Below are 24,938 nucleotides of genomic sequence, written 5' to 3'. Positions count from 1 at the left end.
ATACCCCCTGAAAAAGCGCGGCAGATTTTCCACATTGTGGTCGTGGTTGTCAAATGATCAGCTCGGATTGGCAAGTTGCCAGTCCTTGATCACCAGTTTGAGTTGCCAGTCATCGCGGCGCAGTTGGAGTTTGCGCGGTAGCCATAATTGGTCAACTTGCAGATAGTCCTGATACTCAATCTGCCAGCCGTTTTGTTCCAGGCTGAGCAGGCGTCCTTGTTCGTCAAAAGTTTGTCCGAGCAGCTGGCCGCCAGGTGCGGCTAGGCCTTTGACCCAGTGGGGCAGTTCGTTAATCGGTAGTGGCCAGCCGGTACGCTCCAGGAGCAGAGCGGCAGGATCTTCCGAGACAAAACGCCCTTCGGGGCTGCTGAGCAGCATTAATTCTGGGGTGCCTTCAATCTGCATTTGCCCTTGCCCCAGCGGGCCGCTGATTTGCACCTGGTAGGCATAGGCTTGCTGCAGCCAGGTCAGGGTCAGGCTGTTATAGCTTTGCTTTGATTGCAGCCCGGCTTTGCCCTCTAACTGCCAGTGGGCTAACTCTTGCAGGGCTACTCGCCAGGGGAGTTGCGGCGCAGGCTGTAGCTGGCGTTGGGGCAGTTGGCTACAGGCGCTGAGAAATAGCAGGGCAAAGGCCAGGGCCAAATATTTAAGGTTGTGCATGGTAGGCTTTCAGGGCTTGCAAAATGGGTTGGTAATCTGGCTGTTGCTCAAGCGCCTTATGCCACACTTGCAGAGCCTGCTCGCTCTGCTGTAGCTCCAGCAGGACCACGCCATAGTGGTAAGCTACTTCCGGATCGGGAAAGGCTTGGTAGGCGGCTTCCAGATAAGGGAGGGCTTCTTGTGGGCGTTTGAGGTTGTGATAGGCCCAGCCCAGGCTGTCGAGAATGGCGGGGTCTTGTGGTTCTAGCTCATGGGCGCGTTGTAGGAGGGTCAGAGCCTCTTGATGCTGATCGGTGCGATCGGTCAGGGTGTAGCCGAGGGCATTGAGCATCTGGGCATTGTCAGGCTGTAGCTGTACCAGGGTGCGCAGGTCGCGCAGCATGGCCTCAAGATTGCCATCTTTGTCCCCTAACATGGCGCGGAAGTAGAGGAGTTCCAGGTTGTTGGGTTCTTCATTGAGGGCGCGCCCCATCAGATCGCGTGCATCCTGATAACGTGCTTGGTTGCGCAGCCAGTCGCCTTCTAACAGATAAAGCTGGACACGGTGCTCCGGCGCTTGGCTGCGGGCTTGGTTGAGCATATCGGGGATATCATCGCCCTGCTGCTGTTGCTGCATCAGTTGCAGGAGGCGTGCCTTGGCGGCGGGGACTTCATCGCCGCGCTGCACCTCACGGTAATAACGCATGGCTTCAAATGTTTGGTTTTGCTGTTCCGCCAGGTAACCAAGGTAAAAGGCGATGGGGGAGCGGTCGGGCAGCATCTCCCATAGTTCCATGAAGCGTGCCTTGGCCTTGGGGTAGTCCTTCAGTTGCAGGTAGGTACGCCCCAGCATAAAGCGGGCTTCAAGATTATCGGGTTGTAGCTTGATCAGCTCCTGTAGTGCTGTTGCCGCCGCCTGGGGGCGGTTATCAGCCAGCAGTGAGCGGGCCAGCATGTCCATCAATTGGGTGTTGGGCTGACGCTTGAGGGTGCTGCGAATAAAACGTTCAGCCTCGGCATAGGCACCTTGGCGCAGCAGGGTATCAGCTTTTAGTAGCAAACCATGTTCTAGGCCAGGTTCAAGCTGGAGTGCTTGATCCAGCGCCTGGTGGGCGCCTTGCCAGCGTAACTCTTGGCGCGCTAGCAGGGCTTTGGTCAGGTAGTAGTAAGGATTGTCACTGGGTAGTAACTGTTCCAGCTGACTGTCCATCAGCTCAGTTTGTGGTGGTTTGAGCTGTTCAGTGCGCGCCAGAAGCTGCAGAAATAGATTGGTATCTGCCCGCCAATCAAAACCTTTCAGTAGGGCCAGGGCTTCGGCAAACTGGTGTTGGCGCAGGTGGGCATCCAGTAAAATCTGTGCGCCTTCCAGTGCTTGGTTATCTAGCTCCAGCCAGAGCTTGGCGTTGTCGAGGACATCTTGTTCAAGTTCCAGGTATTGGGCCAGGTAGGTGGCGCGTTCGGCTAGTTCCGGGCGGCGCAATTGCTTGGCCAGTTGCTGATAGTGTTGATGGGCAAGGTCGGGCTGGTTACGTTGGGTTGCCAACTCGGCCACGAGCAGCGAATACAGCCGAGGTTCAGCCAGGGACTGTGCATCTGCACGGTGGCTGGGGGTGCGTTCCAGGTTGGCACAACCACTGATTAATGTCAGGGTTAACGCAATAAAGGCAGCGGATCTTGGCATGAAGTCTGTTTTGGATAGGGCGGGTTGGTTACAATAACGTCGCCCTCAAGGGCTTGAAGTCCTTATATTGCTCCATGCTTCTCGGGGCAGCAAGGGGCAAATAGGTTTTGTAGTAGAGTGTAACCGGCTCTACGGTTTAGGTGAGAGTGGTAACCTGCGGTATGCAGCAGTCTATGGCATTAATGGCATTGGGTATCAATCATAAGACCGCCCCTGTGGACGTGCGCGAGAAACTGGCGTTTGGCACAGAGGAACTGTCTTATGCATTGGCTCAGGTGCGCATGCAGGGCGCGTTGAGCGAAGCCGCCATTCTCTCTACCTGTAACCGTACTGAAATCTATGGCGTCACCCCCTTCCGCGATAGCCGCCAAGTGTTGCAATGGCTGGCTGATTACCATCAAGTGAGTTTTGAACAGTTACAGCGTTCGGTCTACGTCCATTGGGATCGGGATGCGGTGCGTCATATGATGCGTGTGGCTTGCGGCCTGGACTCCTTGGTGTTGGGCGAGCCACAAATTTTAGGGCAGTTGAAGACCGCCTTTGCCCAGGCGCAGGATGCCGGCTCTTTGGGGAGCCAAATGAGTCGCTGGTTTCAGCAATCCTTTAATGTCGCCAAGCAAGTGCGTAGTCAGACGGCTATCGGGGAGAACCCTGTATCGGTCGCTTATGCAGCGGTGAATCTGGCCCAGCGTATTTTTTCTAATCTCAGTGAAAATCAGGCTCTGCTCATTGGGGCCGGGGAGACGATTGAGTTAGTGGGGCGCCATTTACGTGAGGCGGGTATTACCCAGATTACGGTAGCCAACCGTACCCTGAGCCGTGGCCAGCATTTGGCCCAGCAGCTCGGTGGGCAGGCGGTGCCTCTGACGGATCTGGCGGAAGTGTTGCCCCAGGCCGATATTATTATTGCTTCAACTGCCAGCCCTTTGCCGGTGTTGGGCAAGGGCGCGGTGGAGCGGGCGCTGAAGAAGCGGCGTTACCGGCCCATGTTTATGGTGGATATTGCGGTTCCCCGCGATATTGAGCCGGAAGTCGCCGAGCTGGAAGATGTCTATCTCTATACCGTGGATGATCTGCAGCAGGTGGTTGAGCAGGGGGTGCAGGCACGCCGTGACGCAGCCTCCGAGGCTGAAGTACTGGTAATGCAGGGTGCTGAGCTGTTTTTAGAACAGCTAAGGGCCCGGGATGCGGTGGATACCCTGAAAGCGATACGTCGCCAGGCTGAGTCGCTGAGTGAACAAGAGCTGGCGAAGGCATTACGCCTATTAGAACGGGGGCAGGATCCCCAGCAAGTATTGACCCAGTTAGCCCGCGGGCTGACCAATAAACTGATACACACGCCGAGTGTGCAACTCAAAAAAGCCAGTGCAGAGGGCCAGGCAGAGATTCTGCTGGCAGCACAACATCTGTATGCACTGGCTGATAAACCTTCCAAGTCTGAATAAAAATCTATGCTGAAAGCGTCAATCTTAGCCAAACTCGAAGGCTTGCAAGAGCGTTTTGAGGAGTTGGGCATGTTGCTGGGAGAGGCGGATGTTATCGCTGATCAGCAGCGTTTCCGCCAGTACTCCAAGGAGTATGCCGAGCTGGAGCAGGTGGTAGCTGAGTTTAAGCGCTACACCCAGGTGCAGGAGGATGCCAGCACCGCCCAGCAGATGTTAAAAGACAGTGATCCTGAGCTCCGTGAGCTGGCTGAAGAGGAATATGCTCTGGCCCAGCAGCAGTTAGGGGAGTTGGAGGTCAGCCTGCAGAAACTGCTCTTGCCGAAAGACCCCAATGACAGCCGGAATATTTTCCTGGAAGTACGTGCCGGTACCGGTGGTGATGAAGCCGCTATTTTTGCGGGGGATCTGTTCCGCATGTATAGCCGCTATGCCGAAACTCAGGGCTGGCAGGTGGAGTTGGTGAGTGCCAATGAAGGCGAACACGGTGGCTTTAAAGAAGTGATTGCGCGGGTAGCGGGACAGAATGTCTATGGCCAGCTTAAGTTTGAGTCCGGCGCCCATCGGGTGCAGCGGGTGCCTGCTACAGAGTCTCAGGGGCGTATACATACCTCAGCCTGTACGGTGGCTATTTTGCCTGAGGTGGCTGAAGTCGGGGATGTGGATATCAATCCCGCGGATTTGCGCGTCGATACCTACCGCGCCTCGGGGGCAGGTGGTCAGCACGTTAACAAGACAGAATCGGCTATCCGTATTACCCATATACCCAGCGGCCTAGTGGTGGAGTGTCAGGATGAACGCTCGCAACACAAAAACCGCGCGAAGGCGATGTCGCTGCTGGCCTCGCGTTTGAAACAGCAAGCGGTGGACAAGCAGGCTAATGAGCAGGCGGATCAGCGTCGCCTCTTGGTGGGGAGTGGTGATCGCTCGGAGCGAATTCGCACCTATAACTATCCCCAGGGGCGTGTAACCGATCATCGCATTAACCTGACGCTGTATCGTTTGGACGAAATTGTGAACGGCGATTTGCGCCCGTTGCTGGAGCCTTTGGTGCATGAGTATCAGGCCGAGCAACTTGCTGCCCTGGCGGAGCAATAATGCCTAGTTTGGCTGAGGCGCTACACTGGGGAACTCAGCAACTGCAAGGTGGTGAGTCTCCTGCAGTGGATGCCCGTTTGTTATTGCAGGAGGCTGCCCAGGTGGCAGCCTCACGTTTATTTGCCTTCCCGGAACAGACTTTGACGGAGGCGGACTGGCTGCGTTATCAGCACTGGATTAGCAGGCGTCGTCAGGGTGAGCCTGTGGCTTACTTATTGGGTTGGCGGGAGTTTTGGTCGCTGCCATTAGAGGTTGCGCCCTGTACCCTGATTCCTCGTCCGGATACGGAACGCCTGGTTGAGGTGGCATTATCCCTCACGCTGCCTGAGCCACATGGCGCTGTGCTGGATTTGGGGACTGGAACAGGGGCAATCGCGTTGGCTTTAGCCAGCGAGCGTCCAGCCTGGCAGGTGCAGGGAGTGGATTGGCAAGAGTCGGCAGTGGCCTTGGCCCAACGTAATGCTGAGCGCTTGAACTTGCCGGTACGTTTTTATCGGAGCCACTGGTTTGATCAAGTGCAGGGTCAGTTCGCTCTGATTGTCAGTAATCCACCTTACATTGATGCGGATGACCCTCATTTGCAGCAGGGTGATGTGCGTTTTGAGCCCAGCACTGCCTTGGTTGCGGCAGAACAGGGATTGGCGGATCTTCGGGCCCTGGTTGAGCAGGCTCCTGGTTATTTGCAGCAGCAGGGATGGTTGCTGCTGGAGCATGGCTGGCAGCAGGCTGGCGCGGTACGGGCCTTATTGCAGCAGGCGGGCTTTGTCCAGGTGCAGAGTTGGTGTGATCTGGCCGGTCATGAACGGGTAAGTGGAGGGTGTTGGCATGCAGGAACTTACTGATCAGCAGCTACTGCGTTATAGCCGTCAGATCATGTTGCCCAATATTGATGTGGAAGGGCAGGAGCGTATTTGCGCCGCACGGGTACTCATCATTGGTTTAGGTGGGTTGGGTTGTCCGGTGGCCTTGTATTTGGCGGCGGCCGGAGTGGGTGAGCTGGTGCTGGTGGATGATGACCAGGTTGAGCTGAGCAACTTACAGCGTCAGGTGCTGCATACCGAGGCACGTGTGGGTGAGACTAAAGTCGCATCTGCGGCCCAGGCGCTGCGTGAGATAAATAGCCAAGTGCGTATTCATACCCGCGCTGAGCGCTTAACTGCAGAGGCTCTCCAGGCTGAAGTGGCCAAGGCGCAGGTGGTGGTGGATTGTAGCGATAACTTTACTACTCGTTTTGCCCTTAATGCGGCTTGCATGGCAGCAGGAACCCCCTTGGTTTCGGGAGCGGCGATCCGCATGGAAGGCCAAGTGAGCGTGTTTCTGGCAAAAGCGGGCGAGCCTTGCTATCAATGTTTATACAAAATAGGGGATGACGAGCAGTTGAGCTGCTCTGAAAGTGGCGTGCTTGCCCCCGTGGTGGGGTTGATTGGCAGTGTGCAAGCCACGGAAACCCTGAAAATTTTGGCTGGCCAGGGAGCTTCCCTGGCGGGCCATTTATTGCTGTTGGATGCCAATACGATGGACTGGCGCAAGCTTAAGTTACGTAGGGACCCAGCCTGTCCGGTCTGCAGTACGCATCACATTCAACCCGACAACGAGTGAGACATAATAGGAGAGAGTCCCCATGACGGGCGCGGTAGCCAGCCTGAAATACGCAGATGAAGAAATCCGCGATATTCTGGAAGAGGTCAGTGTTATTGCTTTGGTAGGGGCTAGCCCAAACCCGGAGCGTCCCAGCTACACAGTCATGAAGTATCTGCTGCATAAGGGGTACCGGGTTATACCGGTAAATCCGAATGAAGCGGGTAAGGAAATCTTAGGCGAGGAGGTATTTGCCAGCTTGGCAGATATCGGTGAGCCGGTGGACATGGTGGATATATTCCGCCGCTCAGAGACGGTGATGGAAGTCGTCGAACAGGCCATTGAGATCGGCGCGCGAGTGGTGTGGATGCAATTAGACGTCGTCAATGAAGAAGCGGCCGCAAAAGCAGAAGAGGCTGGTTTGCGAGTGGTGATGGATCGTTGTCCCAAAATAGAGTATGAGCGCCTGCGCTTAGGGCGTGGATAACACCTGCTCTTGTCGCTAGGAAGATAAAGGGGCGCACAGACGCCCCTTTTTGTATCCTGCACCTGATTAAGAACGTAAGCGGGTAACTCAGGGTTGCCCAAGCATCAAGCGGCGTACCCGAATATCCTCCTGACAACGTTTGGCCAGGGCGAGAGCCTCAGGGTTGGCTCCACTGACTTCGTTAATAGGGCAACCTGCTTCAATCAACAGACGAATACAGTCGCGTTGGTCCTGCTTGAGTACCTGACTGAGTAAGTCTTCTCCAGTGGTTGTCTTGGCTTGTAAGTCTGCCCCATATTGTTGTAGGCGGTTTAATAACAATGCCCAGCGCTCTGCTGGCTGTTGCGCCAGGCAGTGGTGGCAAAGTGGCATGCCCTCCAGAACCAGATTGGCATCCAATCCCGCCTCAAGGAGCCAACTTAAAGGCTGTACAGCCTGGGGTAAGCTTAAGCAATGGCGAGCAATGTCCGGCCACTCAGTTGAGCTGGGAGGGTAATGATGCAACAGCCACTGGCTGCAAGTTTGAGCCAGCAATGTCAGTGCTTGCAAGCCTAGTCCCTGGGGTTGCCAAGGCGATGATAGATGACGCTGTTGCGCTTTGAGGCTGTTCAGATCATCGCTGCTGAGCCATTGTTGCCACTCATCCGGGTGAGGCGCTTGCCAAGGCCACTTCATTGCATGTTATCCCTCTGCTGATAGGGCGGCGAGTTGCTGTCGCCGGATACGACGTTGCTGGCTGGCGTAACGCCAGCTGTCGAGGGTAAAGATCGCCAAGGCAATCCAGATAATGATAAAGGTGACCTGGCGCGCGGGGCCAAAGGTTTCTTCATACACCCAGACGGCGATCAGCATCGAGAGTGTCGGTCCTAAGTACTGCCAAAAGCCAAGGGTAGACAGCGGGAGACGTCGCGCTGCCGCTGTGAACCATAGCAGTGGCAGAGTAGTCACCAAGCCTGTGCTGATCAGTAAAAAGTTGAGCCAGTGATCGGTGTCGCTGAAGCCCCAATCGCCGCGCCAACCCAGCCAGGCTAAATACAGCAGGGCCAAGGGACTAAGCAGAAGGGTCTCTACGCTCAGACCTGCAACGGCACTGACAGTCGTCTTCTTGCGTAGCAAGCCATAGATACCAAAGCTGAAGGCCAGGGCCAGAGATACCCAGGGTAGATGACCCAGTTCAATCACCTGATAGCTGACGCCGATTACGGCGAGGGCCACGGCCAGCCATTGCAGAGGGCGTAGCCGCTCTTGGAAAAACACCATGCCTAGCACGATATTGAGCAAGGGGTTGATGTAGTAGCCCAGACTGGTTTCAAGGATGCGGCCGGCATTGACGGCCCAGATGAAGATTACCCAGTTGGCGGCGATAACGCAGGCCGAGCAAAACAGCAGTAGGCGCTGTTTAGGGTCGGTTAAAGCGGCTTTGATTTCGAGCCATTGGCTTTTTACGGCCAGCCATAGCATAAGCAGAATAAATGACCAGAACACCCGGTCGGCAAGGATTTCCCATGGGCCTACGCTGGCGAGTTGCTTAAAAAAAATGGGTACTAGCCCCCAAAAGCCGAAGGCGGCCAGGGCAAAGAAAGTACCGTCACGATAGTCCTTATCCATAATGTGCTCTGAGTGTCATTGAATCTTCACAGGGAGCCCTTAGATTACTGGTAAAGCGAGGGTCGCCACATCAGATTTGCTAATGACTCATCGCAGATAAAAGTGTCGACATTAATAGAAAGCGTGTTATATTCAGATTTGACCCATTGGTTAAGAATGGGCCAAGGATAGACCGAGGATACATAAAGGAGGTACCACTATGCATATCCAAGTCGAAACCCCGGTGCACCATGCACTCGAACTCGGCCGTCGTGTAAAGGCTCTTCATCTGGAAAGCCGTCTGCCTAAAAGCGAGCGTGATTACCTGTCTGTGTTAGATCGTTTAGAGCGCCGCTATATGATCAGTAAATGTAACGAGCAGCTGCGTTTGAACGCACTGGAAATGAAGGCTGTCGAGGCACTCGACAAGTCCCTTGCTGAACTGGCCGCCTAAGGTCAGTTCATCATCTCCTTTCTTTTTATTTCTCCTGCTTTAAATCCACTGCCACAGTTTGAACAGATAAATACCTGTACTTAGGCTGGCAACAGATCCCAACGTAGTGACTAAGATAATGCTGGCTGCTAGTGTCGCATTGGCTCCCATGGCTCGTGCCATAACAAAGCTGGCGGCGGCAGTCGGGCAGCCAAGTAAGACAAAAAGCATCGTCATATCCTCTCCGCTAAAGCCTATCCAATAGGCAACTGGCAGGCAAAGCAGTGGCATCCACACCAATTTAAACGCGGAAGCGTGTAGGGCTAGACCTGAACATGCTCTTAACTCTTTGAGTTTTAAAGATGCGCCAATGGTTAGTAGGGCCAGGGGGAGCGTCATGCTGGCGATATAGTTGGCGGATTTCTGTAGCAGGGCATGAGGATGAATATCTAACCAGGCTAAGGGCAAGGCCAGGAGTACGGCAATAATTAAAGGATTGGTCAGAATGCTCTTAAAAATGCCGGGCCCAGGTGTGTCTTGCTGATGTTGCCCCAAGGAGAGGGCAACAATAGAAAGGACGTTAAATAACGGGATGACCAAGGCAAGCAGTAAGGAGGCGTGGGCCAGCCCTGGTGTGCCAAATAAATTGAAACTTACAGCGAGACCAATGATGCCGTAGTTGCTACGAAAGCTGCCTTGGATAAAAGCACCTCGATCTGCTGCCACCATGCCTGTAAGGCCAGTGATGAACCATAGCAGCACAAAGAGCAACAGAATGGCGATGCCAGTGAAGATCAGGGTGCCAGGATTAAGGACAGCGGCGATATCGGTTTTGTTGATGCTCATGAACACCAACACCGGTAGGGTGAGATTAAATACCAGCTTGGAAGCTGTGCCAACAAATGCATCGTCGACGATGGCAAGGCGCCTTAGTAGTGCACCAAGAAAAACCAGGATGAAGATAGGGGTGACGATGTCTGCGGTGAAAACCAGGGTATCCAGATAGAGCTGGAGGGAGTCCTTTACCATGAGAGCCATCCTTCGTAGAGCAGTTTGCAGCCCGTTAACAACAGAAAGAAGTAGATAATGCGATAAAACCACTGCGGGTCAATGCGGTGCAGTAGCCAATAGCCCAAGCGGATACCCAGCGGGGCAAGAGGAAGTAGCACCAGCGAGGTCATTAGATTGGTGCTGGTAAGCTGACCTAGCCAAAAGTAAGGAATCAGCTTGGTGTAGTTCACCACCATGAAGAAGATTGCGCAGGTGCCCATGTAGAGTTTGGGTGGCAAGCGCTGTGGTAGCAGGTAGATGCTCAGGGGTGGGCCGCCGGCATGGATACCAAAACTGGTGAAGCCTGCAACTGCTCCCCACAAACGGCCGCTCCAGGGTTTGACTGGTGAGGCTGGGCTTTGTTGGGGTTTCAACCAATAGTGCAGTACAAAAGCAACAGCAATGGCGCCAATCAGTATGCGAATCTGGCCTTCGCTGAAATAGCGAAAACTCAGGGTGCCAAGCAGAATGCCGAGCAGGGCGGCGGGAAGCAGAACCCGTAGGTTTGGCCAGTGCCAGTGTTGCCAGAAGGCGCGCACAGCAAGAATGTCCATGACGCACAGAATCGGCAGTAGGATGCTGGCGGCCACCACTGGCGGTACTGCGAGTGCCATCAAGGGCACGGCAACGATAGAGAGGGTGCCGCCAAAGCCACCTTTGGCAATACCAAAAAGAATGACGGCGGGAATGGCACAAAGATAAAAAAACGGATCACTGATCATGGTAGCGATTTAGGGCGGATAAACTGCCGCACCTCGGCTTGGCCCGATTGCAGTTGTTGCCAGTCTTCTAAGAGTGGCAAGGCGAGGTGCAGAACGGCCCCGGTGGGAAATTTGTCCCGGCGAAAGTCAGAGAGTTCTTCATAGCACTCCATCAATCCTGGGTTGTGACCAACCACGAGCAGGTGTTGGATGCTGTTTTGTGTCAAGCGGATATGATTCAGCAGTGTTTCACCGTTGCACTCGTATAGGGCTGGAGAGGCCAGTAGCTGTTGTGGCAGTAGGCCCAGCTCATTGGCTAAAAGCTTGGCGGTGGCACAGGTGCGCAGAGCATCGCTATGTAGAATAAGGTCAACGCTGGGCAGCATTCCCTGGCTTATTTGTTCTGCAATATGACGTCCCACCCTGGGGGCGTCCTCGGCTCCACGGCGATTAAGTGGGCGCTGATGATCCTTTAGAAGCGGATTCTTCCAGCAGGATTTGGCGTGACGCACCAGGGTGAGATACTTCATCATTACTCGTCTCGTGCGGGGCTGGCGAGGGCGCGTAGTAATTGATGGCGCAGTGCCTCGGGTAAGCCTTGAATGGTCAGGGTATCGGTGTGGCGGTCGTAATGGATGTCTTTACCCAGGCGCTCGGCCGCAAAGTTCAGCATCAGTTCACTACTGCGTCCACTGAAGCGGATCAGTTGGCGTAGTGCCTGCCGTTCCGGCAGTATTTCTTCCGGTAGCGGCTGTGGCTGGTTAGCTACAAAGTCGGTGAAATCGTCCGGAGTTTGAGGGCTGATGATTTTGGCCAGCTCATCAATGCGGACGGGCTCCGCCAGTTTTTCCTGCTCAAGGCAATACTCATAAACTGCTGCACGGCTGGCTAGTTGTTGAGGTTCTGGCAATTGTTGGGAGTACTTGGTGACCTGTTCAAGCAGCTGCTCGGTCTGCTCCTCCCGATCAACAGAAGGCAGGCAGCCAATAAAATGGCCAAAGTGCTCGGCGAGTCGGCGTTGGCTGCGTCCTTGGATAAAACAGATATAGCGCTGAGAGCCCTCTTGCCAGGCATTCAGATCAATACTGGCAGCAAGTTGAATCTTGCCCAGGTCTAAATACTGAGATGGAGTCAACTCCAGCTCGTCATTAACGGTCACTGCCTCAGCTTGTTGCAGCAGAGCAACTAGAAAGTGCTCGCTGGTAGGCTGGTCGTAGCGGGCAAATAACAAATAGCCCTGAATAGCCTGTTCGCTTTGATCCAGCTCACGCTTGAAAAGTGTCACGGCCTGAAAGGTCAGCGGCATAAATTCCAGACCGCCTTGGTGGTGTTCCTGCAGCCAACGCGAGAAAGGATAAAGCTCGGAGTCTTTTTGAAAGCAGCCGTAATGGCGACCGGCTTTGCTCAGTAACTGACGATTGAGATCAGAGATTAAATGTTCCACCGCGGGGGTGGCAGGAATGGGAGCCTGTCTAGGCATCAGGCGGGTTTCGCCATCTTCAGCCTTGTGAAAGGCATGCAGGGTCAGTTGACGGATAGCCACGGTAATTTCCTGTCTGCAATGAGGCCGACACTATAGAGCAAAATGCTTAACGTCTCTATTGCTGAACGTGCTTTTCCACGTGCTGTTCGTTAAGTGCGGAGCGTGCCTCAATGGCCATTTTGACCAGTACCGGACGTGCATCGCTCAGACTGGCAAGAGGCGCTATGAGGTGGATGCGGAGTTTTTCTCCATCCACCAGGAGTTCCAGGTGCTCAAGGTCCATATTAATCAACGTGGCCTGCTGAGCCTGGGGGCGTTGGCCGTAGTGCTGGGCATAGGCCAGGAGTGCGTCTGCGTGGTCTGCATTCATGTGTTCGATTACTGCTTGCCAGGAGGGTGAATTGGCTGCCATTTGTTTACCCTTTGCCGTCATCATCAAGTGGTTGTATGGTGCAGCTGCTTTTTTGCTCTTACAAGTTGGTTAGAGGCCGAATTCACTCAATAGATGTGTGCTCAATTATGCCAAGTATATTGCTGGTGGAAGATAATCAGACCAACCGTTTGCTTTACGCCAAGATGCTAAAGAGCTTGGGGGTGCAGGTTATTGTCGCCGAGCATGGCGAGGCTGCATTGGAAGCGCTGCGGCAAAACCGGGTGGAAATGGTGCTGATGGATTTGGAAATGCCGGTAATGGGGGGGGCGGAAGCCGCGAATGCGATGCGTCTGTCTGCCCTGACTCGGGCTCCAATTATTGCGCTGACGGCAACGGACTCGCCGGAAGTGCGCAAGCTCTGTAAAGCCGCCAAAATGAATGGCTTCATTGAAAAACCGTTGAAAGTTCCGCAGTTACAGCAACTACTAAGCGATTATCTCGGTTGGCGATGTTAATTTTTTTAAGATTCAGTGGCTTAAGTAGTTGACTCGGGAAAAAAAACCATTATTATGCACGCCTCGAAACCGGAGGGATGGCCGAGTGGTTTAAGGCAGCGGTCTTGAAAACCGCCGTGGGGAAACCCACCGTGAGTTCGAATCTCACTTCCTCCGCCATTTCGAGAGAAGTGTTCCTCGATAGCTCAGTCGGTAGAGCAGCGGACTGTTAATCCGTTGGTCGCTGGTTCGAGTCCAGCTCGAGGAGCCATGGGTCGTTAGCTCAGTCGGTAGAGCAGTTGGCTTTTAACCAATTGGTCGTAGGTTCGAATCCTACACGACCCACCAGTCTAAACAATTTGATTACCTCGCTTTGGGTCGTTAGCTCAGTCGGTAGAGCAGTTGGCTTTTAACCAATTGGTCGTAGGTTCGAATCCTACACGACCCACCATCATCAAGTGAGAATTCCAGCCGGCTTAGCCGGTTTTTTGCTTTTTAGCGGTTAGGTTTTCTCATGTTGAGAGAGTTGGCCCCTTATTCCAGGGGCTGATATTCGATGTCGACGACTTCATAAATTTTGAGATTGTCTTCCTGTCCCATGCGAATGCGGTCGCCATAAGTTTTTTTCAGTAATTGGCGAGCCAAAGGTGCGTCGATTGAGATAAGTCCCTGGTTGGTATCGGCCTCGTCTGGGCCTACTAAGCGATAGCGATAGCTCGTGCCATGTTGGTCTTCCAGCTCGACCCAGGCGCCGAAAAAAATGCGCTCTTGATCATCCGGAAGTTTCCGTACCACTGTGAGCTCATCCAGACGCTTTTGTAGAAAGCGCACTCGTCGATCAATTTCCCGCAGCATTTTTTTGCCATAGATGTATTCCGCGTTTTCTGAACGGTCTCCCAGCGCAGCTGCTTCAGCCACGGCTTGGGTTACCTGAGGGCGTTTGACGCGCCAGAGGTGATGGAGTTCGGCTCGTAGTGCTTGTTCTCCAGCGGGGGTGATGTAGGGGCTGGGGCGTGGGCGGCTGGGGCGAGGTTTGTGCATAAGTATCCCTTAAGCCTGACGGGTTGAGGCCGATAATCATAGGAACTTGAATCAGCTTGGCAAGGGCTAGATGGCGAATTTAAACCCTATCGCATTATCTCGTGTAGAAGCAGCAGAGCGTACCCTGGGCAAAGCACTGCAGCAGGGGAGTGGGGCGCAGTTCGCTTGGCTGTTGGCGATGTGGCAAAACCAAGCGCAGGAACTGCACAAAGCTCCTCCACAGGAGCAAGCAGAAGAGCCGGTTGATGCCTTGCAGGGCTATACCGCTCCCGTGGCAGAGGCGTTAGGACAAGCGTTGCAGCAGGGGCAGGCGGGAGTGTGGGGAATGATGTTGAGCTGGTTAGAGCACCGCCCTCAATCTTCTTCATCTGGCCGTGCAGCCCATCAGCCGGATATGGCGCAATTAGGGTTGCTGTCGATGCATCCGGTACTGCGGGAAGTGCAGGAGTCTCGTTTGTTGGCCCAGGTTTAATCAGTAATAGAGTTTACTGATAAGGACGGGGACAGCAGTCTCAACGCGGAGAATACGCGGGCCTAGGTGCACTGCCTGAAACCCCTGTTCTTGCAGCTTTTCAACCTCATAGTTAATGAACCCGCCTTCTGGTCCCACTGCCAAAGTGCATGCTTGTTGCAGGTTGGCTGGGCAAGCATGTTCAGTATAAGGATGGGCAACCAATTTTTGACTGTCTGCTGCTAGGGTGGCCAGCTCATCTTCTACAAAGGGTTTAAAGCGCTTACGAAGCATGACTTCGGGAAGGAAGGTTGTACGCGCCTGCTCTAGACCTAGGATCATTTGTTCCTGCACTGAAGCTGCTTCTAGGATGGGAGTCTGCCAATAGCTTTTTTCTACCTTGTAGGCGTTGAGCAAAACCAAGCGCTGTACTCCCAGGCTGGTACAGTGTTGCAGGATGCGTTTCAACATTTTTGGGCGCGGTAATGCCAGTATCAGGGTCAAGGGTAGTGGCGGCAAGGCAGGGGTATTGAGCTCAACCTCGAGCTCTAGCGAGTCGTGGTTGAGGCTGAGCACGGTGCCTAAGCCCGTTGGGCCATTGATTAAACCAACCTGCAAGCGTTGCCCCAGCTCTGCCTGGTGTACCTCGAGTACGTGCTGCAAGCGGCGTCCCTGTAAGCGGACACGCTGGCTGGCAATAAAGTCGCTAGGCTGTAGCAGGATCAAATTCATAGCAATAGGGCTCGGCTCACGGTGGCAGGCGCTATTGTCGCAGAGCAGGGAGGGTGGGCCAAGCGTGGCTTGGCCCTGAGAATAGACTACGTTGTAGTGGGCTTAGCCGAGCACTTTGGCTTTAGCCAGCTCATCGGCCACTAAATTGGTGGGGCGTTGCTGCTGCTCAGACAGATCGAAGATATGTTTGAGGGTGTGCTCAATCTGCTCAACATGAGTACGCACTTTGCCAGCATCATAGTGGCCTTGATGCTGGTAGCACACATCGATGATGCCCCCGGCATTAATAACGTAATCCGGTGCATACAGAATCCCTCGTTGATGCAATGTCTGGCCTAGCTCTGCTTGAGCAAGTTGATTGTTTGCAGCACCAGCAATCACCTTGGCTTGTAGCTGTTCCAATGTGTGAGGGTTGATTGCGCCGCCAAGCGCACAAGGCGCAAAGACATCGACTGGGCAGGCGTGTATTTGCTGCAGATCAACTAGTTTGGCGCCAAAGGTTTGATGGGCCTGTTGCAGGCGTGTGCTGTCTACATCTGTGACCCACAGTTCGGCGCCGGCTTCGTGTAGTAGGCGAGCTAAACGCATGCCGACGTTACCTAAGCCTTGGATTGCCACCTTTACCCCTTGCAGAGAGTCGCGCTGCAGGTGTCGCTGTACGGCGTAGCGTAGGCCGACAAAAGTGCCATACGCAGTGCTGGGGGAAGGGTCGCCATGGCTGCCGTGTTCGCTCATGTGACCAACCACATGGCGAGTTTGGCTGGCAATCGTGGCCATATCCGCTACGCTGGTGCCGGAGTCTTCTGCGGTGATATAGCGTCCGCCGAGTTGCTCCAATGCTCGACCAAAGGCCTGTAACAGTTCGGGGGTTTTGGCGGTTTTGGGATCACCAATAATGACGGATTTGCCTCCGCCGAGGGGAAGTCCCGCTAGAGCCGATTTGTAACTCATCCCCTCTGAAAGCCTTAGCACATCGGTAAGGGCATCGGCCTCGCTGGGGTAGGCGTACATGCGACAACCGCCCAGTGCAGGGCCTAACTTAGTGTTGTGTATAGCAATGATGGCGCGTAGACCGCTGTGGCGATCGTGGCAAAAAACGACTTGTTCATGCCCGGCAAAATCGGAATGAGAGAAAACGCTCATGTCGTGTCCTTAAGCGGGATCACCGCTTTGTTGTTGTTATGTGTCAGGCCGGATAGGCCGCTACTGCAAAGACATTGGGCTCTTGTGAAGCCTGTCAAAAACCTAAGGGTGTTTGCTGGAAAGGTCAATGCTTGAGGTGGGCTAAAAATGAAGAGTGATAAAGTTTTATTTGAAACTTGTTGGCGAGAGAGGTGATTAAAATAATCATCTTCTTGCTAAGGGCGGAAAAGAAAATCCCCCGATTTGCAGCGGGGGATGAAAAGTTGGGGATGTTAGGGTGATCAAGATAATAGACAACTTTGTTTTAAATGGCCAGATGTGGATGAAAAATAACCTATGAGCTTAGGGCGACTGCTACGGATATCGTTTCTCTTGATTCTATTGTTGGTGGTGTGGTCGGGGAGTTACTGGCAGCTTTATCGCCTACAGCAGTGGCAGCGACCGGTATGGGTGCAGATCCATCCTTTTAATCTGGATCAAAGTGAGGCGGCTGAGGCATATATCAAGCAGTTGTCTGCTCTGCCTTGGCAGCCGGGGGAAGCGTTTTTTAGTCAGGCATGGCAGCAGTACAAAGGAGGGTCGGCTTGGTTGCCAGTGCGTTTCCGCTTGGGTGAGCCGTTAAGGGTACTCCCTCCCCCAGCCCCCGATTCCCAATCCCCATTGGCAGTCATGAGCTGGAGTTTGCGTTTACGCTGGTGGCAGTTTTGGCATGGTTCCGAGGCCAAGGGGGCGGACATTCGCATGTATCTATTATTGGTTGACCCAAAACAACACTCTCAAGTACCCCATTCCTATGGTCTAAAAGGGGTTGGTATGGGAGTGGTGCATGGTTTTGCCAGTTCAGATATGCATGGCAGTAATGTTGTCGTGTTGGTACATGAGTTACTGCATACCCTGGGTGCGACGGATAAGTATGACCCTCAGAGCTTGCTGCCACTTTTTCCTGTGGGTTATGCCAATGCCATGCAGCAGCCACTCTACCCCCAACCTGCTGCGGAAATAATGGCTGGGCGTATAGCGCTGGGGGAGCGGCAAGCAGTCATCCCGCGCTCTTTACAACAGGTGGTTATGGGTGCTCAGACAGCGGCAGAGATAGGGTGGCGTTAATACCCAGTCGTGAAGCCAGCGCGCAGGGTTGCCAGCCATCGCTTGCTAACCAGTGATGCTCTAAGTCTTTAGCGGTACAGGGTTTGCTAAACAAAAAGCCTTGTACTTCATCTACCCGTAGTTTTTGTAGCGTGAGGAACTGAGTCTCTTGCTCAACACCTTCCACATTCAGTTGCAGGTTAAGGCTGTGAACAAGATTGACGACCGACGCGACCAAGGCATGTTGGCGGCGATCTTGGGTAATGCCAGCAATAAAAGTGCGATCCAATTTGACTTTAGTGACGGGCAAATCTTGTAGGTAACTAAGAGAGGAATAACCGGTACCGAAGTCGTCCAGGATGACATTCACTTTTAGCCGGCGTAGCTCCTGGAGTACTCGGGTTGCACTGTGGGGGTTGGCAATGGCCATGCTCTCGGTAATCTCCAAGGCGAGATAGCGAGGGTCGATATCGTAAGTTTGCAGCAGTTGTTCAACTTGATGGCAAATATCCATGCTAGAGAACTGCAGTGCGGACAGGTTGACGCTAATGCAAAGGGGAATCCCCCGTTCCTGCCAGTGCTGTATTTGCCGACAGGCTTGCTCCAGTACCCAGGTATCCAGTGCTAAGCCTTGGCCTGATTGCTCTGCTACTGGGATAAAGTGGGCGGGAGAGACCAAGCCGAGCTCTGGGTGTTGCCAGCGTAGAAGTGCTTCGACGCCATTGAGTTGGCCATTGTGAACATTAACTAGCGGTTGAAAGACTAAAAATAGTTGGTCGTCGTCCTGGAGTGCCTGCTGCAGATCACGCTCTAGTTGTTTGAGGGCAAGGGTTTGCTCTTCCAGCTGTCGATTAAACAGGCAGTAGCCATTACGCCCTGCATCTTTGGCACGGTAGAGCGCTAAGTCTGCCCGTCGTAGCAATAGCTGAGGTAGGTTGCCTAGGCTGCTGTCATCATGTTCTTCCAGCGGGAAGCGGGTGATGCCAATACTGGCGCTAATCATCAGCGTTTGGCCGCCGAGCTGTAACGGTTGATGGATCTGATCGAGCAGGTGCTGACAGAAGTCTTCAATCGACTGAATATTGGCCGGAACCAGCAAGGCAAACTCATCACCACCCAGACGGGCAATTTGTAGTGGCGTTGGGTTGAGACTCTGCAGGCGGCTGGCGATCACTTGTAGCAGTTGGTCGCCAAAGGCATGACCCTGGGTATCGTTAATATCTTTAAAGTTATCCAGATCCAGCATAAGCAGGTAGAACCCCGTATGCTGTTGAGGTTTATATTCTCTCAGGAGTTGTTCCAGCTTCTGGCTAAAGGCTAAGCGGTTATGCAGCTGGGTCAGGCTGTCGTGATGGGCCAGGCGATAGATATATTCCTGCGCGTGGCGGCTGGTTGTGATGTCAATGGCAGAGCCTTCAATATACTGCGGTTTTCCTTCGCTATTACGAACCAGTCGGACATTTTGTTGAATCCAGATCGGCGTACCGTCGACTCGATAAATCTCTACTTCAAGCTGACGTACATCCTGGTTTTTAGCCAGCTTACGTAACATTTCACGCCGTTGGTCGGGTTGCACATACAGTTGTTTGGCGAGGTTGGTGTAGTGGCGGATACACATTAAAGGGGAGCTGAACCCCAACATCTTTGCCATCGCTGGATTGACGCTGAGAAAGTAGCCTTTCAGAGAGGAGCGGAATAATCCTGCCACCGCATTTTCATAGAGAGAACGGAACTCTTCTTCTGCATAACGCAAGGCGAGTTCAGCTTGTTTCTGTTCACTGATATCAGCAATGGTGCCGACAATGTGCTCCACTTGGCCATGTTTGTCGCGGATGACACGGGCATTTTGCCGCAGCCAGATCAAACGGCCATTGTAGGTACGCATTTGGCAGTCAAAGGCTTTGACCAAGCCTCGCTGTTCTAACAGAGAAACGAAGCGCTGCCGATCTTCCGGATTGATGTATAAATCCTGGGCAACATGATGAATGCGTGACTGCATATCTTCCAGTGAACTGAAGCCAAAGAGATCCAGAAGTGCTTGATTGGCATAGAGCACTTGGCCCGAGCGGCTGGTTTGGTAGATGCCATCCACCGAGTGCTCAAGCAGATGACGATAGAAGCTGTGCTCACTGATGTCTATTACAAAGCCTAGTAAATGCGGGGGATTGGGGAAGATCACCCAGCGAAGGGTGTGGCTACCAAGAATGCGGTCTTGCTGTGAGGCCAATGCATCTATGCTGGGCAACTGTTCCGGCAGTAGCTGTAGAGCAGGACTGCCAATATTGTCTGCTAATTGATGGAAGGCTGGATTGGCTTGCAGTAGCTCACCTTGACAGCTAATCAAAGCAGCGGCGAGGGGCAGGTCAAACCATTCTGGTAATTTGCGGGCACCAGTCTGTATGCGAATCAGCCAGTTATTTTGTCCCAAGGCGCTGCGCTTGAAAGTGAGAGTGTTAAGTTGCGCGAGGGGATAGTAAGCCAGGGTGTTAAAGGGAAGCTGCCAGCCAGGAGCCTGGAGCAAGTCAGGCCATAAAGCGGTGAGACGTTGACCAAGGCACAAGGATGCTTCGCGTGCTGTAATCAGCGTTAGCTCCTCTGACCACGTCAGAATGCTGCCATTGCGGTCAACGACAAAATATCCTGCCGTTGGGGATTGGGTATCTGCGTGCATAGGCGTTATCTTAATCTTATCCATCTGCTCCTGATAGAGGTCACCCGGTGAGGTATAGCGCAGTTATCACACTTATGATGCTTTGTTGGGCTCCGATTAAGACTGAGGCAGAGCAGCTTATATCCATTGAGGAGCTCAAAGATTTGCCTGGCGTGTCTGTACAGACAGAATCCGACCTCCCTGATTCAGTGGCGTTAGCCGGTCAGGATATCAATAGAAATGGTTTGGATGATCAGGTGGAGCGACAGATTCGGCTAACCTGGTATGGTCATGAACGCACCCGTTTACGTGACACCTTGCTAGCCGTAGCAAAGCTCTATACAGGCGTAGCCGATGCTCAGATAGAGTTGGCAGAACGCCAAGGCTATCTGGAGCAAATTAACCGTTTGAGTGAATGCGTGCTTAAAGATGGCGCTCTGACAGCGAAAAAGCTGCTAGCGGATGTGACTCAGATACGTGAGTGGGTCCTGGTGGATGAGTCAGCATTGGGCGAGTACATCAAAGCGAAAAATTATGGGCAGGTGGGCAAGGTGCGACAAGGCACGTGCCCACAGCTTTTAAGTTATTACTTAAATGAGTTTCGCCGTCCTGCTCCTGAGACGAGTGGTGTCCTGCCGAAAGCTAAGGTGCTGACGAAAGAGCAGCAAGAGGCGCAGCGACGTAAGCGTTACACGAACCCTGATGAACTATCGTCGTTTTGAATGCTGGATGAGCCAATCGCGGGCTTCGTTAATGCGACTGGCTAGCCAGTCGCTCCCTCCTTTGTCGGGATGTAGGCGTCCAATCAGGCGCTTGTAGGCCTGCTCTACTTGCTCAACGGTCCAGTCAGTCCCCAAGCCGAGAATGGCACGGGCTTGCTCTTCATCCATTTGGCTAGAGGCCTGGCCGGGGGGAGGCTGATCCCAGGCCTGTCCATGTTGCAGATGCCACCATTGGCGCATCAGTGCAGCACTTAATGGATCTTGCTGTTGGCATTGTTGTAGTAAGGTCGCGAACTCATCCCGATTTAGGCTGGCCAGCTCACGGCCTTGCCAGGGGCCGTGCAGAATCATCCCTCGCAACTCGCCACTGTTGGCATCATGCTGTAATTGAATCAGACGGTTGGTCTGTTGACGTTTACGCCAGGAGACAAATAGCCATTTCAGCAAGGTTGGCCAGAAACGGGCAAGCCAGGGTAGCACCACGCCAATGGCAGCAGATATCAGGGGCAGACGCCCGGTTAGGGCGAGAACAACGACGAGGGCGCCAAGCAGGCTTAGTAAAACCAACCCAATACGCTTTCTGCGCTGTTGTGGCGGCAGTCGTCTTAGTGTTTGCCATAGCCAGGCAGCGACCACTAGGAATAAAATCAGGTAAATCAAAGGCATAGCATTTTTCCATGTCGCAATATGTATAGGGTTCTATGGCAGATTTTAAAACACATTTGTTAGGGGCGACGCTGGTGAGTGGGTTAGCCAGCACAGCGCTTATCAGTTTAGATGAAGCGAGTGTTACTGAAGCCTTGGGTTATTGGGTGGTAGGCAGTGTGGCAGGTTTACTACCGGATATCGACTCAGATAACTCGATTGCCTTGGAGTGGCTCTTTTCCGGTTTAGGGGTGGTGGCCGCCTGTTTGATTATTGTTGGCGGTAGTAGCCAGTTGGGGATTCTCAGCCTTTGGTTATTGGCGGCACTTGGCTTTGTGCTGGTGCGCTACCTAGGTTTGTGGGTGTTTGCTGGTTTTACAGTGCATCGAGGCATATTGCACTCATGGCTGGCCAATGCTTTCTTTGCCTTGCTTGGCTTGTGGCTTAGCTATATCTGGCTTAATACAGGCGCAAAGGTTGCCTGGGGTGTCGCTGCCTTCATCTGGCTTGGCGCTAGTATTCATCTGCTGCTGGATGAGTGTTATAGCGTGGATTTAATGGGGGCACGTTTAAAAAGCTCTTGGGGCAGTGCGGCAAAGCTGACTGATTTTACTCAGCCAGGGGCATCTTTACTGCTGCTGTTGGCCACTTTATTGATGGCGCATGAGGCCCCCAGTGCAAACAGTTGGGGGCGGTTGTGGCGACTGGATTGGAGTCAGGTGAGCTGGTTCTGATGGGTCTGAAGCCACTGCAGAATAGTATCTGGATGGGTTTGTACAAATTGACCTGGCTCGTCTATCCAGGTGTGGCGTATCAAGCCTTGTTCAACCAATAAGCAGAAACGTTTACCGCGTTTGCCCATACCTCGTTGGCTCGCATCACTGGCGAGACCAAGCGCCTCGGCAAATTGAGCATCAGGGTCAGATAGGCCCTGGATGGGAATGCCTAAGTCGAGACTGGTTAACCAGGCCTGCATCACAAAGGCATCGTTTGCGGCCATGCAAAAGAGTTGCGTGATGCCAGCCGCTTGCAGGTCTGGCCAGGCTGCTGCCAAAGCGGGCAGATGTCGATTGTGGCAAGTTGGGGTAAAGGCTCCTGGCACCGAGACTAAAAGGCTGCGGTGCTGAGCTAGGTGTTCAGCTGCTGGAGCGGCCTGGGGCTGTCCATCAACTAAGCTCCATAGTGGTTGCGAGGGGAGGGGGTGACCTGAGTGACTCATCCGGCGTACTCTTGCAAAACGAATAAGGAAGCTAGTTAAGGCTGCCATATGGGCGCCTTGCTTAATGGGGTAAGAGTGTATAGTGAGAAGCTTTGCGTGTGTCACTGTTTTTAGGCGGTGATGCCAAAGTTTAGGTTTCCAGCGGTAAGAGTCAGCAGGGGAAGGGTGAGCAACAATGTGGCGATTACAGGCACTGGCACAAAATACCAACCTGCAACGTATTGCGGTGTTAACGAGTGGAGGCGATGCGCCAGGGATGAATGCGGCTGTACGTGCAGTAACGCGTACTGCACTTGCGGCTGGAGTAGAGGTGATCGGTATTCAGCATGGTTATATTGGTCTGTTTGAGCGAGAAGCCCTTAGTCTGGATATGGCCTCTGTCGGTAATATCATTCAGCGTGGTGGCACCCTTTTGAAGACGGGCCGCTGCGAAGACTTTCGTCATCCAGCTGGACGTGCTCAGGCAGCAGAGTATTTGCGTGAGTTGGGGGTGGATGCATTAGTGGTGATAGGTGGGGATGGTTCGCTCACGGGGGCACATCTGTTGGCCCAGGAGCAGGGAATCAAGGTAATAGGCTTACCAGGCACCATCGATAATGACATTTGGGGTACGGAAGATACGATCGGCTTTGATACGGCTGTGAATACAGCGTTAGAGGCGATTGACCGTATTCGTGATACGGCTGATGCCCTTGATCGACTCTTCCTGGTGGAGGTAATGGGCCGAAACACTGGGTTCATTGCGGTTCAGGTGGCCTTGGCAGGGGGAGCAGAGGGCGTTATTTCACCTGAGCAGCCACTGGATTATGCCGATCTGGTAGCGCGCTTGGCGGCTTCCCGTCAGCGTGGTAAACGTTCCAGCATTCTGGTGGTCGCCGAAGGGCCAAAAGAAGGTAACTCTTATCAACTAGCCGAGCGTCTGGCGGGTAGCGGTTATCCTTCACGTGTCTGTGTGTTGGGGCATATTCAGCGAGGAGGGCGGCCCACCGGTCATGATAGGGTGCTGGCTTCGATGCTAGGTGAACAAGCGGTTCGTTATCTTTTGGCCGGACATGATCGGATTATGTTGGGGGTGCGGGATAATCAAGTAGTCGTAGTCCCCTTGCAGGAGCTAGCAACAAAGCGTAAAACCCTGGACGTACGTTATTTAGAGATGGTTAAAACCCTGGCCGGTTGAGGAGGTTTGATGTCCAAGGGCTATGGAATGGCGGTGGCAGGGTTGACACTGACGACCTTGTTTTGGGCGGTGAATGCGATTGTTGGACGCGCCGTTGTTGGTGATATTCCCCCTCTTACACTTGCGTTTTGGCGTTGGACAACCGCCGCGCTGATTTTATTACCCCTTGCTTGGTCAGGAGCAAAGCAGCACTGGCCGCAGATTCGTCAGCAATGGCCATGGTTGTTGCTGCTCTCCATTCTCAGCGTTACGGCTTACAACACAATTCTGTATGTTGCGGTGCAAACCACAACAGCGATCAATACTAGCTTAATGAATACCCTTATCCCGCTCAGCACTTTGCTGATGGCATGGGTGATCCTGGGCAGTCGTCCTTTACCACTACAGTGGCTGGGTATGTTGCTCGGTGCAGCTGGTATGCTGTTGGTGATCTCCAGAGGTGATGTACAGGTGCTAACCCAGTTGGCCTTTACTCAAGGGGATTTATGGATGCTCTTGGCCGTAGGGTGTTGGGCGCTGTATTCAGTACTGCTACGTAAGCGGTCTTTGCTGCTACCTCCTTTGGTGCTGCTGGGGGTTATGGTATGGCTGGGATTGCCATGGCTAGCGCTGATGTTTCTATGGGAGTGGGGCCAGGGCCAGTTGATGCAAGTACACTGGGGGAGTGTGGGGGTCATTCTGTATACGGGGATTTTTCCTTCTGTTTTGGCTTATCTGTTCTGGAATCATGGCGTTGCCATGCTCGGTCCAGGGATTGCCAGCCTATTTATTTTCTTGATGCCTGTTTTTGGTAGCGTATTAGCGACGTGGCTGCTGGGCGAAGCTTTTGAGTTTTACCATGCTATTGGTGGGGCGTTTATCCTGCTGGGTTTGGTCGCCGGAGTGCAAGCGCAGCGGGTTACGAAATGATAGATATTCTCGTTTTTATCCCTTTGCAATCTGCAAAAAGTCGCTGATTGCACTTTGCTTTTTGCAAAATGCGAATGCTTTTTTGCAAGAAGCCTGCCGTCTTTGGTCGAAAAACGT

Annotated in this window: 28 protein-coding genes and 4 tRNA genes; 17 read left to right on the top strand and 15 right to left on the bottom strand. The window is 53.4% G+C overall.

Annotation, left to right across the window (positions count from 1 at the left end; genetic code table 11):
* Positions 1–57 precede the first annotated feature (57 nt).
* On the bottom strand, positions 58–660 hold the full coding sequence (lolB, locus tag Q334_RS17985; protein ID WP_051527518.1) for a lipoprotein insertase outer membrane protein LolB: 603 nt from the start codon (positions 658–660) through the stop codon (positions 58–60).
* The gene (locus tag Q334_RS0104350) at positions 647–2,320 is read right to left on the bottom strand and encodes a tetratricopeptide repeat protein (RefSeq protein ID WP_027312139.1); all 1,674 of its coding nucleotides are present in this window, start codon (positions 2,318–2,320) and stop codon (positions 647–649) included. Before Q334_RS0104350 ends, lolB begins: the two co-directional genes overlap by 14 nt.
* Positions 2,321–2,481: 161 nt before the next feature.
* Between Q334_RS0104350 and hemA the strand changes: the two genes are divergently transcribed.
* From hemA to Q334_RS0104325, 5 genes are read left to right on the top strand one after another with little or no spacing between them, the layout of a single operon-like run.
* The gene (gene hemA, locus Q334_RS0104345) at positions 2,482–3,765 is read left to right on the top strand and encodes a glutamyl-tRNA reductase (RefSeq protein WP_342667433.1); all 1,284 of its coding nucleotides are present in this window, start codon (positions 2,482–2,484) and stop codon (positions 3,763–3,765) included.
* Between the two features lie 9 nt (positions 3,766–3,774).
* Positions 3,775–4,860, top strand: a complete 1,086-nt coding sequence (gene prfA, locus Q334_RS0104340) for a peptide chain release factor 1 (protein WP_027312137.1) — start codon at positions 3,775–3,777, stop codon at positions 4,858–4,860.
* Positions 4,860–5,702 (top strand): peptide chain release factor N(5)-glutamine methyltransferase, encoded by an 843-nt coding sequence (prmC, locus tag Q334_RS0104335; protein WP_027312136.1) that lies wholly within the window; start codon positions 4,860–4,862, stop codon positions 5,700–5,702. The genes prfA and prmC overlap by 1 nt, the downstream gene beginning before the upstream one ends.
* Positions 5,686–6,459: a HesA/MoeB/ThiF family protein gene (locus tag Q334_RS0104330; protein WP_027312135.1), complete on the top strand. Its 774-nt coding sequence runs from the start codon at positions 5,686–5,688 to the stop codon at positions 6,457–6,459. The genes prmC and Q334_RS0104330 overlap by 17 nt, the downstream gene beginning before the upstream one ends.
* A gap of 22 nt (positions 6,460–6,481) precedes the next feature.
* On the top strand, positions 6,482–6,925 hold the full coding sequence (locus tag Q334_RS0104325) for a CoA-binding protein (protein WP_027312134.1): 444 nt from the start codon (positions 6,482–6,484) through the stop codon (positions 6,923–6,925).
* Between the two features lie 87 nt (positions 6,926–7,012).
* Here Q334_RS0104325 and Q334_RS0104320 read toward each other — a convergent pair whose 3' ends face one another.
* Positions 7,013–7,600 (bottom strand): hypothetical protein, encoded by a 588-nt coding sequence (locus Q334_RS0104320; protein WP_027312133.1) that lies wholly within the window; start codon positions 7,598–7,600, stop codon positions 7,013–7,015.
* A 6-nt stretch (positions 7,601–7,606) separates the two neighbouring features.
* Positions 7,607–8,533 carry an EamA family transporter RarD gene (gene rarD, locus Q334_RS0104315; protein ID WP_027312132.1) on the bottom strand — a complete coding sequence of 309 codons (927 nt, stop codon included), beginning with the start codon at positions 8,531–8,533 and terminating at the stop codon, positions 7,607–7,609.
* 199 nt (positions 8,534–8,732) lie between these two features.
* Between rarD and Q334_RS0104310 the strand changes: the two genes are divergently transcribed.
* On the top strand, positions 8,733–8,966 hold the full coding sequence (locus Q334_RS0104310) for a hypothetical protein (RefSeq protein WP_027312131.1): 234 nt from the start codon (positions 8,733–8,735) through the stop codon (positions 8,964–8,966).
* Between the two features lie 39 nt (positions 8,967–9,005).
* On the opposite strand, the gene Q334_RS0104305 is transcribed toward Q334_RS0104310, so the two are convergent.
* From Q334_RS0104305 to Q334_RS19835, 5 genes are read right to left on the bottom strand one after another with little or no spacing between them, the layout of a single operon-like run.
* Positions 9,006–9,974 (bottom strand): AEC family transporter, encoded by a 969-nt coding sequence (locus Q334_RS0104305; protein ID WP_051527517.1) that lies wholly within the window; start codon positions 9,972–9,974, stop codon positions 9,006–9,008.
* Positions 9,968–10,717 carry a sulfite exporter TauE/SafE family protein gene (locus Q334_RS0104300; RefSeq protein ID WP_027312129.1) on the bottom strand — a complete coding sequence of 250 codons (750 nt, stop codon included), beginning with the start codon at positions 10,715–10,717 and terminating at the stop codon, positions 9,968–9,970. Before Q334_RS0104300 ends, Q334_RS0104305 begins: the two co-directional genes overlap by 7 nt.
* Complete coding sequence (locus Q334_RS17980) at positions 10,714–11,229, bottom strand: SixA phosphatase family protein (protein ID WP_051527516.1); 516 nt, start codon at positions 11,227–11,229, stop codon at positions 10,714–10,716. Before Q334_RS17980 ends, Q334_RS0104300 begins: the two co-directional genes overlap by 4 nt.
* The gene (locus Q334_RS0104290; protein WP_027312128.1) at positions 11,229–12,239 is read right to left on the bottom strand and encodes a nucleoid-associated protein; all 1,011 of its coding nucleotides are present in this window, start codon (positions 12,237–12,239) and stop codon (positions 11,229–11,231) included. Before Q334_RS0104290 ends, Q334_RS17980 begins: the two co-directional genes overlap by 1 nt.
* Positions 12,240–12,294: 55 nt before the next feature.
* Complete coding sequence (locus tag Q334_RS19835; RefSeq protein ID WP_162157416.1) at positions 12,295–12,591, bottom strand: DUF2470 domain-containing protein; 297 nt, start codon at positions 12,589–12,591, stop codon at positions 12,295–12,297.
* Between the two features lie 107 nt (positions 12,592–12,698).
* On the opposite strand from Q334_RS19835, the gene Q334_RS0104275 reads away from it, so the two are divergent.
* From Q334_RS0104275 to Q334_RS0104255, 5 genes are all read left to right on the top strand, one after another.
* Positions 12,699–13,067 (top strand): response regulator, encoded by a 369-nt coding sequence (locus Q334_RS0104275; protein ID WP_027312127.1) that lies wholly within the window; start codon positions 12,699–12,701, stop codon positions 13,065–13,067.
* 71 nt (positions 13,068–13,138) lie between these two features.
* Positions 13,139–13,226: transfer RNA gene (locus tag Q334_RS0104270), tRNA-Ser, on the top strand.
* A gap of 15 nt (positions 13,227–13,241) precedes the next feature.
* Positions 13,242–13,317 (top strand) — tRNA-Asn (locus Q334_RS0104265).
* 1 nt (position 13,318) lies between these two features.
* Positions 13,319–13,394: transfer RNA gene (locus tag Q334_RS0104260), tRNA-Lys, on the top strand.
* Between the two features lie 27 nt (positions 13,395–13,421).
* Positions 13,422–13,497: transfer RNA gene (locus Q334_RS0104255), tRNA-Lys, on the top strand.
* A gap of 83 nt (positions 13,498–13,580) precedes the next feature.
* Here Q334_RS0104255 and greB read toward each other — a convergent pair.
* Complete coding sequence (gene greB / locus Q334_RS0104250; protein ID WP_027312126.1) at positions 13,581–14,087, bottom strand: transcription elongation factor GreB; 507 nt, start codon at positions 14,085–14,087, stop codon at positions 13,581–13,583.
* Between the two features lie 70 nt (positions 14,088–14,157).
* On the opposite strand from greB, the gene Q334_RS0104245 reads away from it, so the two are divergent.
* Entirely contained in the window at positions 14,158–14,559 is a 402-nt protein-coding gene (locus Q334_RS0104245) for a hypothetical protein (RefSeq protein ID WP_027312125.1), read from the top strand.
* Here the strand turns inward: Q334_RS0104245 and Q334_RS0104240 are convergent, their stop codons facing one another.
* Positions 14,560–15,270 carry a 16S rRNA (uracil(1498)-N(3))-methyltransferase gene (locus Q334_RS0104240; RefSeq protein WP_027312124.1) on the bottom strand — a complete coding sequence of 237 codons (711 nt, stop codon included), beginning with the start codon at positions 15,268–15,270 and terminating at the stop codon, positions 14,560–14,562.
* 102 nt (positions 15,271–15,372) lie between these two features.
* Positions 15,373–16,413 (bottom strand): Glu/Leu/Phe/Val dehydrogenase dimerization domain-containing protein, encoded by a 1,041-nt coding sequence (locus tag Q334_RS0104235; protein ID WP_027312123.1) that lies wholly within the window; start codon positions 16,411–16,413, stop codon positions 15,373–15,375.
* 336 nt (positions 16,414–16,749) lie between these two features.
* Here Q334_RS0104235 and Q334_RS0104230 point away from each other — a divergent pair, with 336 nt between their 5' ends.
* Entirely contained in the window at positions 16,750–17,520 is a 771-nt protein-coding gene (locus tag Q334_RS0104230; RefSeq protein WP_027312122.1) for a hypothetical protein, read from the top strand.
* On the opposite strand, the gene Q334_RS0104225 is transcribed toward Q334_RS0104230, so the two are convergent.
* A complete protein-coding gene (locus Q334_RS0104225; protein WP_027312121.1) occupies positions 17,480–20,170 on the bottom strand; it encodes a putative bifunctional diguanylate cyclase/phosphodiesterase in 2,691 nt (896 codons plus the stop codon). The two genes, Q334_RS0104230 and Q334_RS0104225, sit on opposite strands and share 41 nt — an antisense overlap.
* Positions 20,171–20,322: 152 nt before the next feature.
* Between Q334_RS0104225 and Q334_RS0104220 the strand changes: the two genes are divergently transcribed.
* Complete coding sequence (locus Q334_RS0104220; RefSeq protein WP_155888953.1) at positions 20,323–20,871, top strand: hypothetical protein; 549 nt, start codon at positions 20,323–20,325, stop codon at positions 20,869–20,871.
* Here Q334_RS0104220 and Q334_RS0104215 read toward each other — a convergent pair.
* Positions 20,857–21,537 (bottom strand): J domain-containing protein, encoded by a 681-nt coding sequence (locus Q334_RS0104215; RefSeq protein WP_027312119.1) that lies wholly within the window; start codon positions 21,535–21,537, stop codon positions 20,857–20,859. The genes Q334_RS0104220 and Q334_RS0104215 overlap by 15 nt on opposite strands.
* Positions 21,538–21,572: 35 nt before the next feature.
* Between Q334_RS0104215 and Q334_RS17970 the strand changes: the two genes are divergently transcribed.
* Positions 21,573–22,250 carry a metal-dependent hydrolase gene (locus tag Q334_RS17970; protein WP_051527514.1) on the top strand — a complete coding sequence of 226 codons (678 nt, stop codon included), beginning with the start codon at positions 21,573–21,575 and terminating at the stop codon, positions 22,248–22,250.
* Here the strand turns inward: Q334_RS17970 and Q334_RS17965 are convergent.
* Positions 22,232–22,735: a redoxin family protein gene (locus tag Q334_RS17965; RefSeq protein WP_051527513.1), complete on the bottom strand. Its 504-nt coding sequence runs from the start codon at positions 22,733–22,735 to the stop codon at positions 22,232–22,234. The genes Q334_RS17970 and Q334_RS17965 overlap by 19 nt on opposite strands.
* A gap of 175 nt (positions 22,736–22,910) precedes the next feature.
* Here Q334_RS17965 and pfkA point away from each other — a divergent pair, with 175 nt between their 5' ends.
* Together pfkA and Q334_RS0104195 are read left to right on the top strand one after the other, a co-directional pair.
* Positions 22,911–23,912 (top strand): 6-phosphofructokinase, encoded by a 1,002-nt coding sequence (pfkA, locus tag Q334_RS0104200; protein WP_051527512.1) that lies wholly within the window; start codon positions 22,911–22,913, stop codon positions 23,910–23,912.
* Between the two features lie 9 nt (positions 23,913–23,921).
* Positions 23,922–24,821, top strand: coding sequence for a DMT family transporter (locus Q334_RS0104195; RefSeq protein WP_027312117.1), 900 nt, complete (start codon positions 23,922–23,924; stop codon positions 24,819–24,821).
* Positions 24,822–24,938: the final 117 nt, after the last annotated feature.

The organism is Balneatrix alpica DSM 16621, assembly GCF_000619885.1.
In the GTDB taxonomy this organism is placed as follows: Bacteria; Pseudomonadota; Gammaproteobacteria; order Pseudomonadales; family Balneatricaceae; genus Balneatrix; species Balneatrix alpica.
The sequence above is the reverse complement of the archived record's forward strand: the minus strand, read 5'-3'. Positions and strand labels throughout refer to the sequence as shown.

Coding starts and splice junctions, on each gene's coding strand:
- lolB (WP_051527518.1), bottom strand. CDS start 660: ATGCACAACCTTAAATATTTGGCCCTGGCCTTTGCCCTGCTATTTCTC.
- Q334_RS0104350 (WP_027312139.1), bottom strand. CDS start 2,320: ATGCCAAGATCCGCTGCCTTTATTGCGTTAACCCTGACATTAATCAGT.
- hemA (WP_342667433.1), top strand. CDS start 2,482: ATGCAGCAGTCTATGGCATTAATGGCATTGGGTATCAATCATAAGACC.
- prmC (WP_027312136.1), top strand. CDS start 4,860: ATGCCTAGTTTGGCTGAGGCGCTACACTGGGGAACTCAGCAACTGCAA.
- Q334_RS0104330 (WP_027312135.1), top strand. CDS start 5,686: ATGCAGGAACTTACTGATCAGCAGCTACTGCGTTATAGCCGTCAGATC.
- Q334_RS0104325 (WP_027312134.1), top strand. CDS start 6,482: ATGACGGGCGCGGTAGCCAGCCTGAAATACGCAGATGAAGAAATCCGC.
- Q334_RS0104320 (WP_027312133.1), bottom strand. CDS start 7,600: ATGAAGTGGCCTTGGCAAGCGCCTCACCCGGATGAGTGGCAACAATGG.
- rarD (WP_027312132.1), bottom strand. CDS start 8,533: ATGGATAAGGACTATCGTGACGGTACTTTCTTTGCCCTGGCCGCCTTC.
- Q334_RS0104310 (WP_027312131.1), top strand. CDS start 8,733: ATGCATATCCAAGTCGAAACCCCGGTGCACCATGCACTCGAACTCGGC.
- Q334_RS0104305 (WP_051527517.1), bottom strand. CDS start 9,974: ATGGTAAAGGACTCCCTCCAGCTCTATCTGGATACCCTGGTTTTCACC.
- Q334_RS0104300 (WP_027312129.1), bottom strand. CDS start 10,717: ATGATCAGTGATCCGTTTTTTTATCTTTGTGCCATTCCCGCCGTCATT.
- Q334_RS17980 (WP_051527516.1), bottom strand. CDS start 11,229: ATGATGAAGTATCTCACCCTGGTGCGTCACGCCAAATCCTGCTGGAAG.
- Q334_RS19835 (WP_162157416.1), bottom strand. CDS start 12,591: ATGGCAGCCAATTCACCCTCCTGGCAAGCAGTAATCGAACACATGAAT.
- Q334_RS0104275 (WP_027312127.1), top strand. CDS start 12,699: ATGCCAAGTATATTGCTGGTGGAAGATAATCAGACCAACCGTTTGCTT.
- greB (WP_027312126.1), bottom strand. CDS start 14,087: ATGCACAAACCTCGCCCCAGCCGCCCACGCCCCAGCCCCTACATCACC.
- Q334_RS0104245 (WP_027312125.1), top strand. CDS start 14,158: ATGGCGAATTTAAACCCTATCGCATTATCTCGTGTAGAAGCAGCAGAG.
- Q334_RS0104240 (WP_027312124.1), bottom strand. CDS start 15,270: ATGAATTTGATCCTGCTACAGCCTAGCGACTTTATTGCCAGCCAGCGT.
- Q334_RS0104235 (WP_027312123.1), bottom strand. CDS start 16,413: ATGAGCGTTTTCTCTCATTCCGATTTTGCCGGGCATGAACAAGTCGTT.
- Q334_RS0104230 (WP_027312122.1), top strand. CDS start 16,750: ATGAGCTTAGGGCGACTGCTACGGATATCGTTTCTCTTGATTCTATTG.
- Q334_RS0104225 (WP_027312121.1), bottom strand. CDS start 20,170: ATGCACGCAGATACCCAATCCCCAACGGCAGGATATTTTGTCGTTGAC.
- Q334_RS0104215 (WP_027312119.1), bottom strand. CDS start 21,537: ATGCCTTTGATTTACCTGATTTTATTCCTAGTGGTCGCTGCCTGGCTA.
- Q334_RS17970 (WP_051527514.1), top strand. CDS start 21,573: ATGGCAGATTTTAAAACACATTTGTTAGGGGCGACGCTGGTGAGTGGG.
- Q334_RS17965 (WP_051527513.1), bottom strand. CDS start 22,735: ATGAGTCACTCAGGTCACCCCCTCCCCTCGCAACCACTATGGAGCTTA.
- pfkA (WP_051527512.1), top strand. CDS start 22,911: ATGTGGCGATTACAGGCACTGGCACAAAATACCAACCTGCAACGTATT.
- Q334_RS0104195 (WP_027312117.1), top strand. CDS start 23,922: ATGTCCAAGGGCTATGGAATGGCGGTGGCAGGGTTGACACTGACGACC.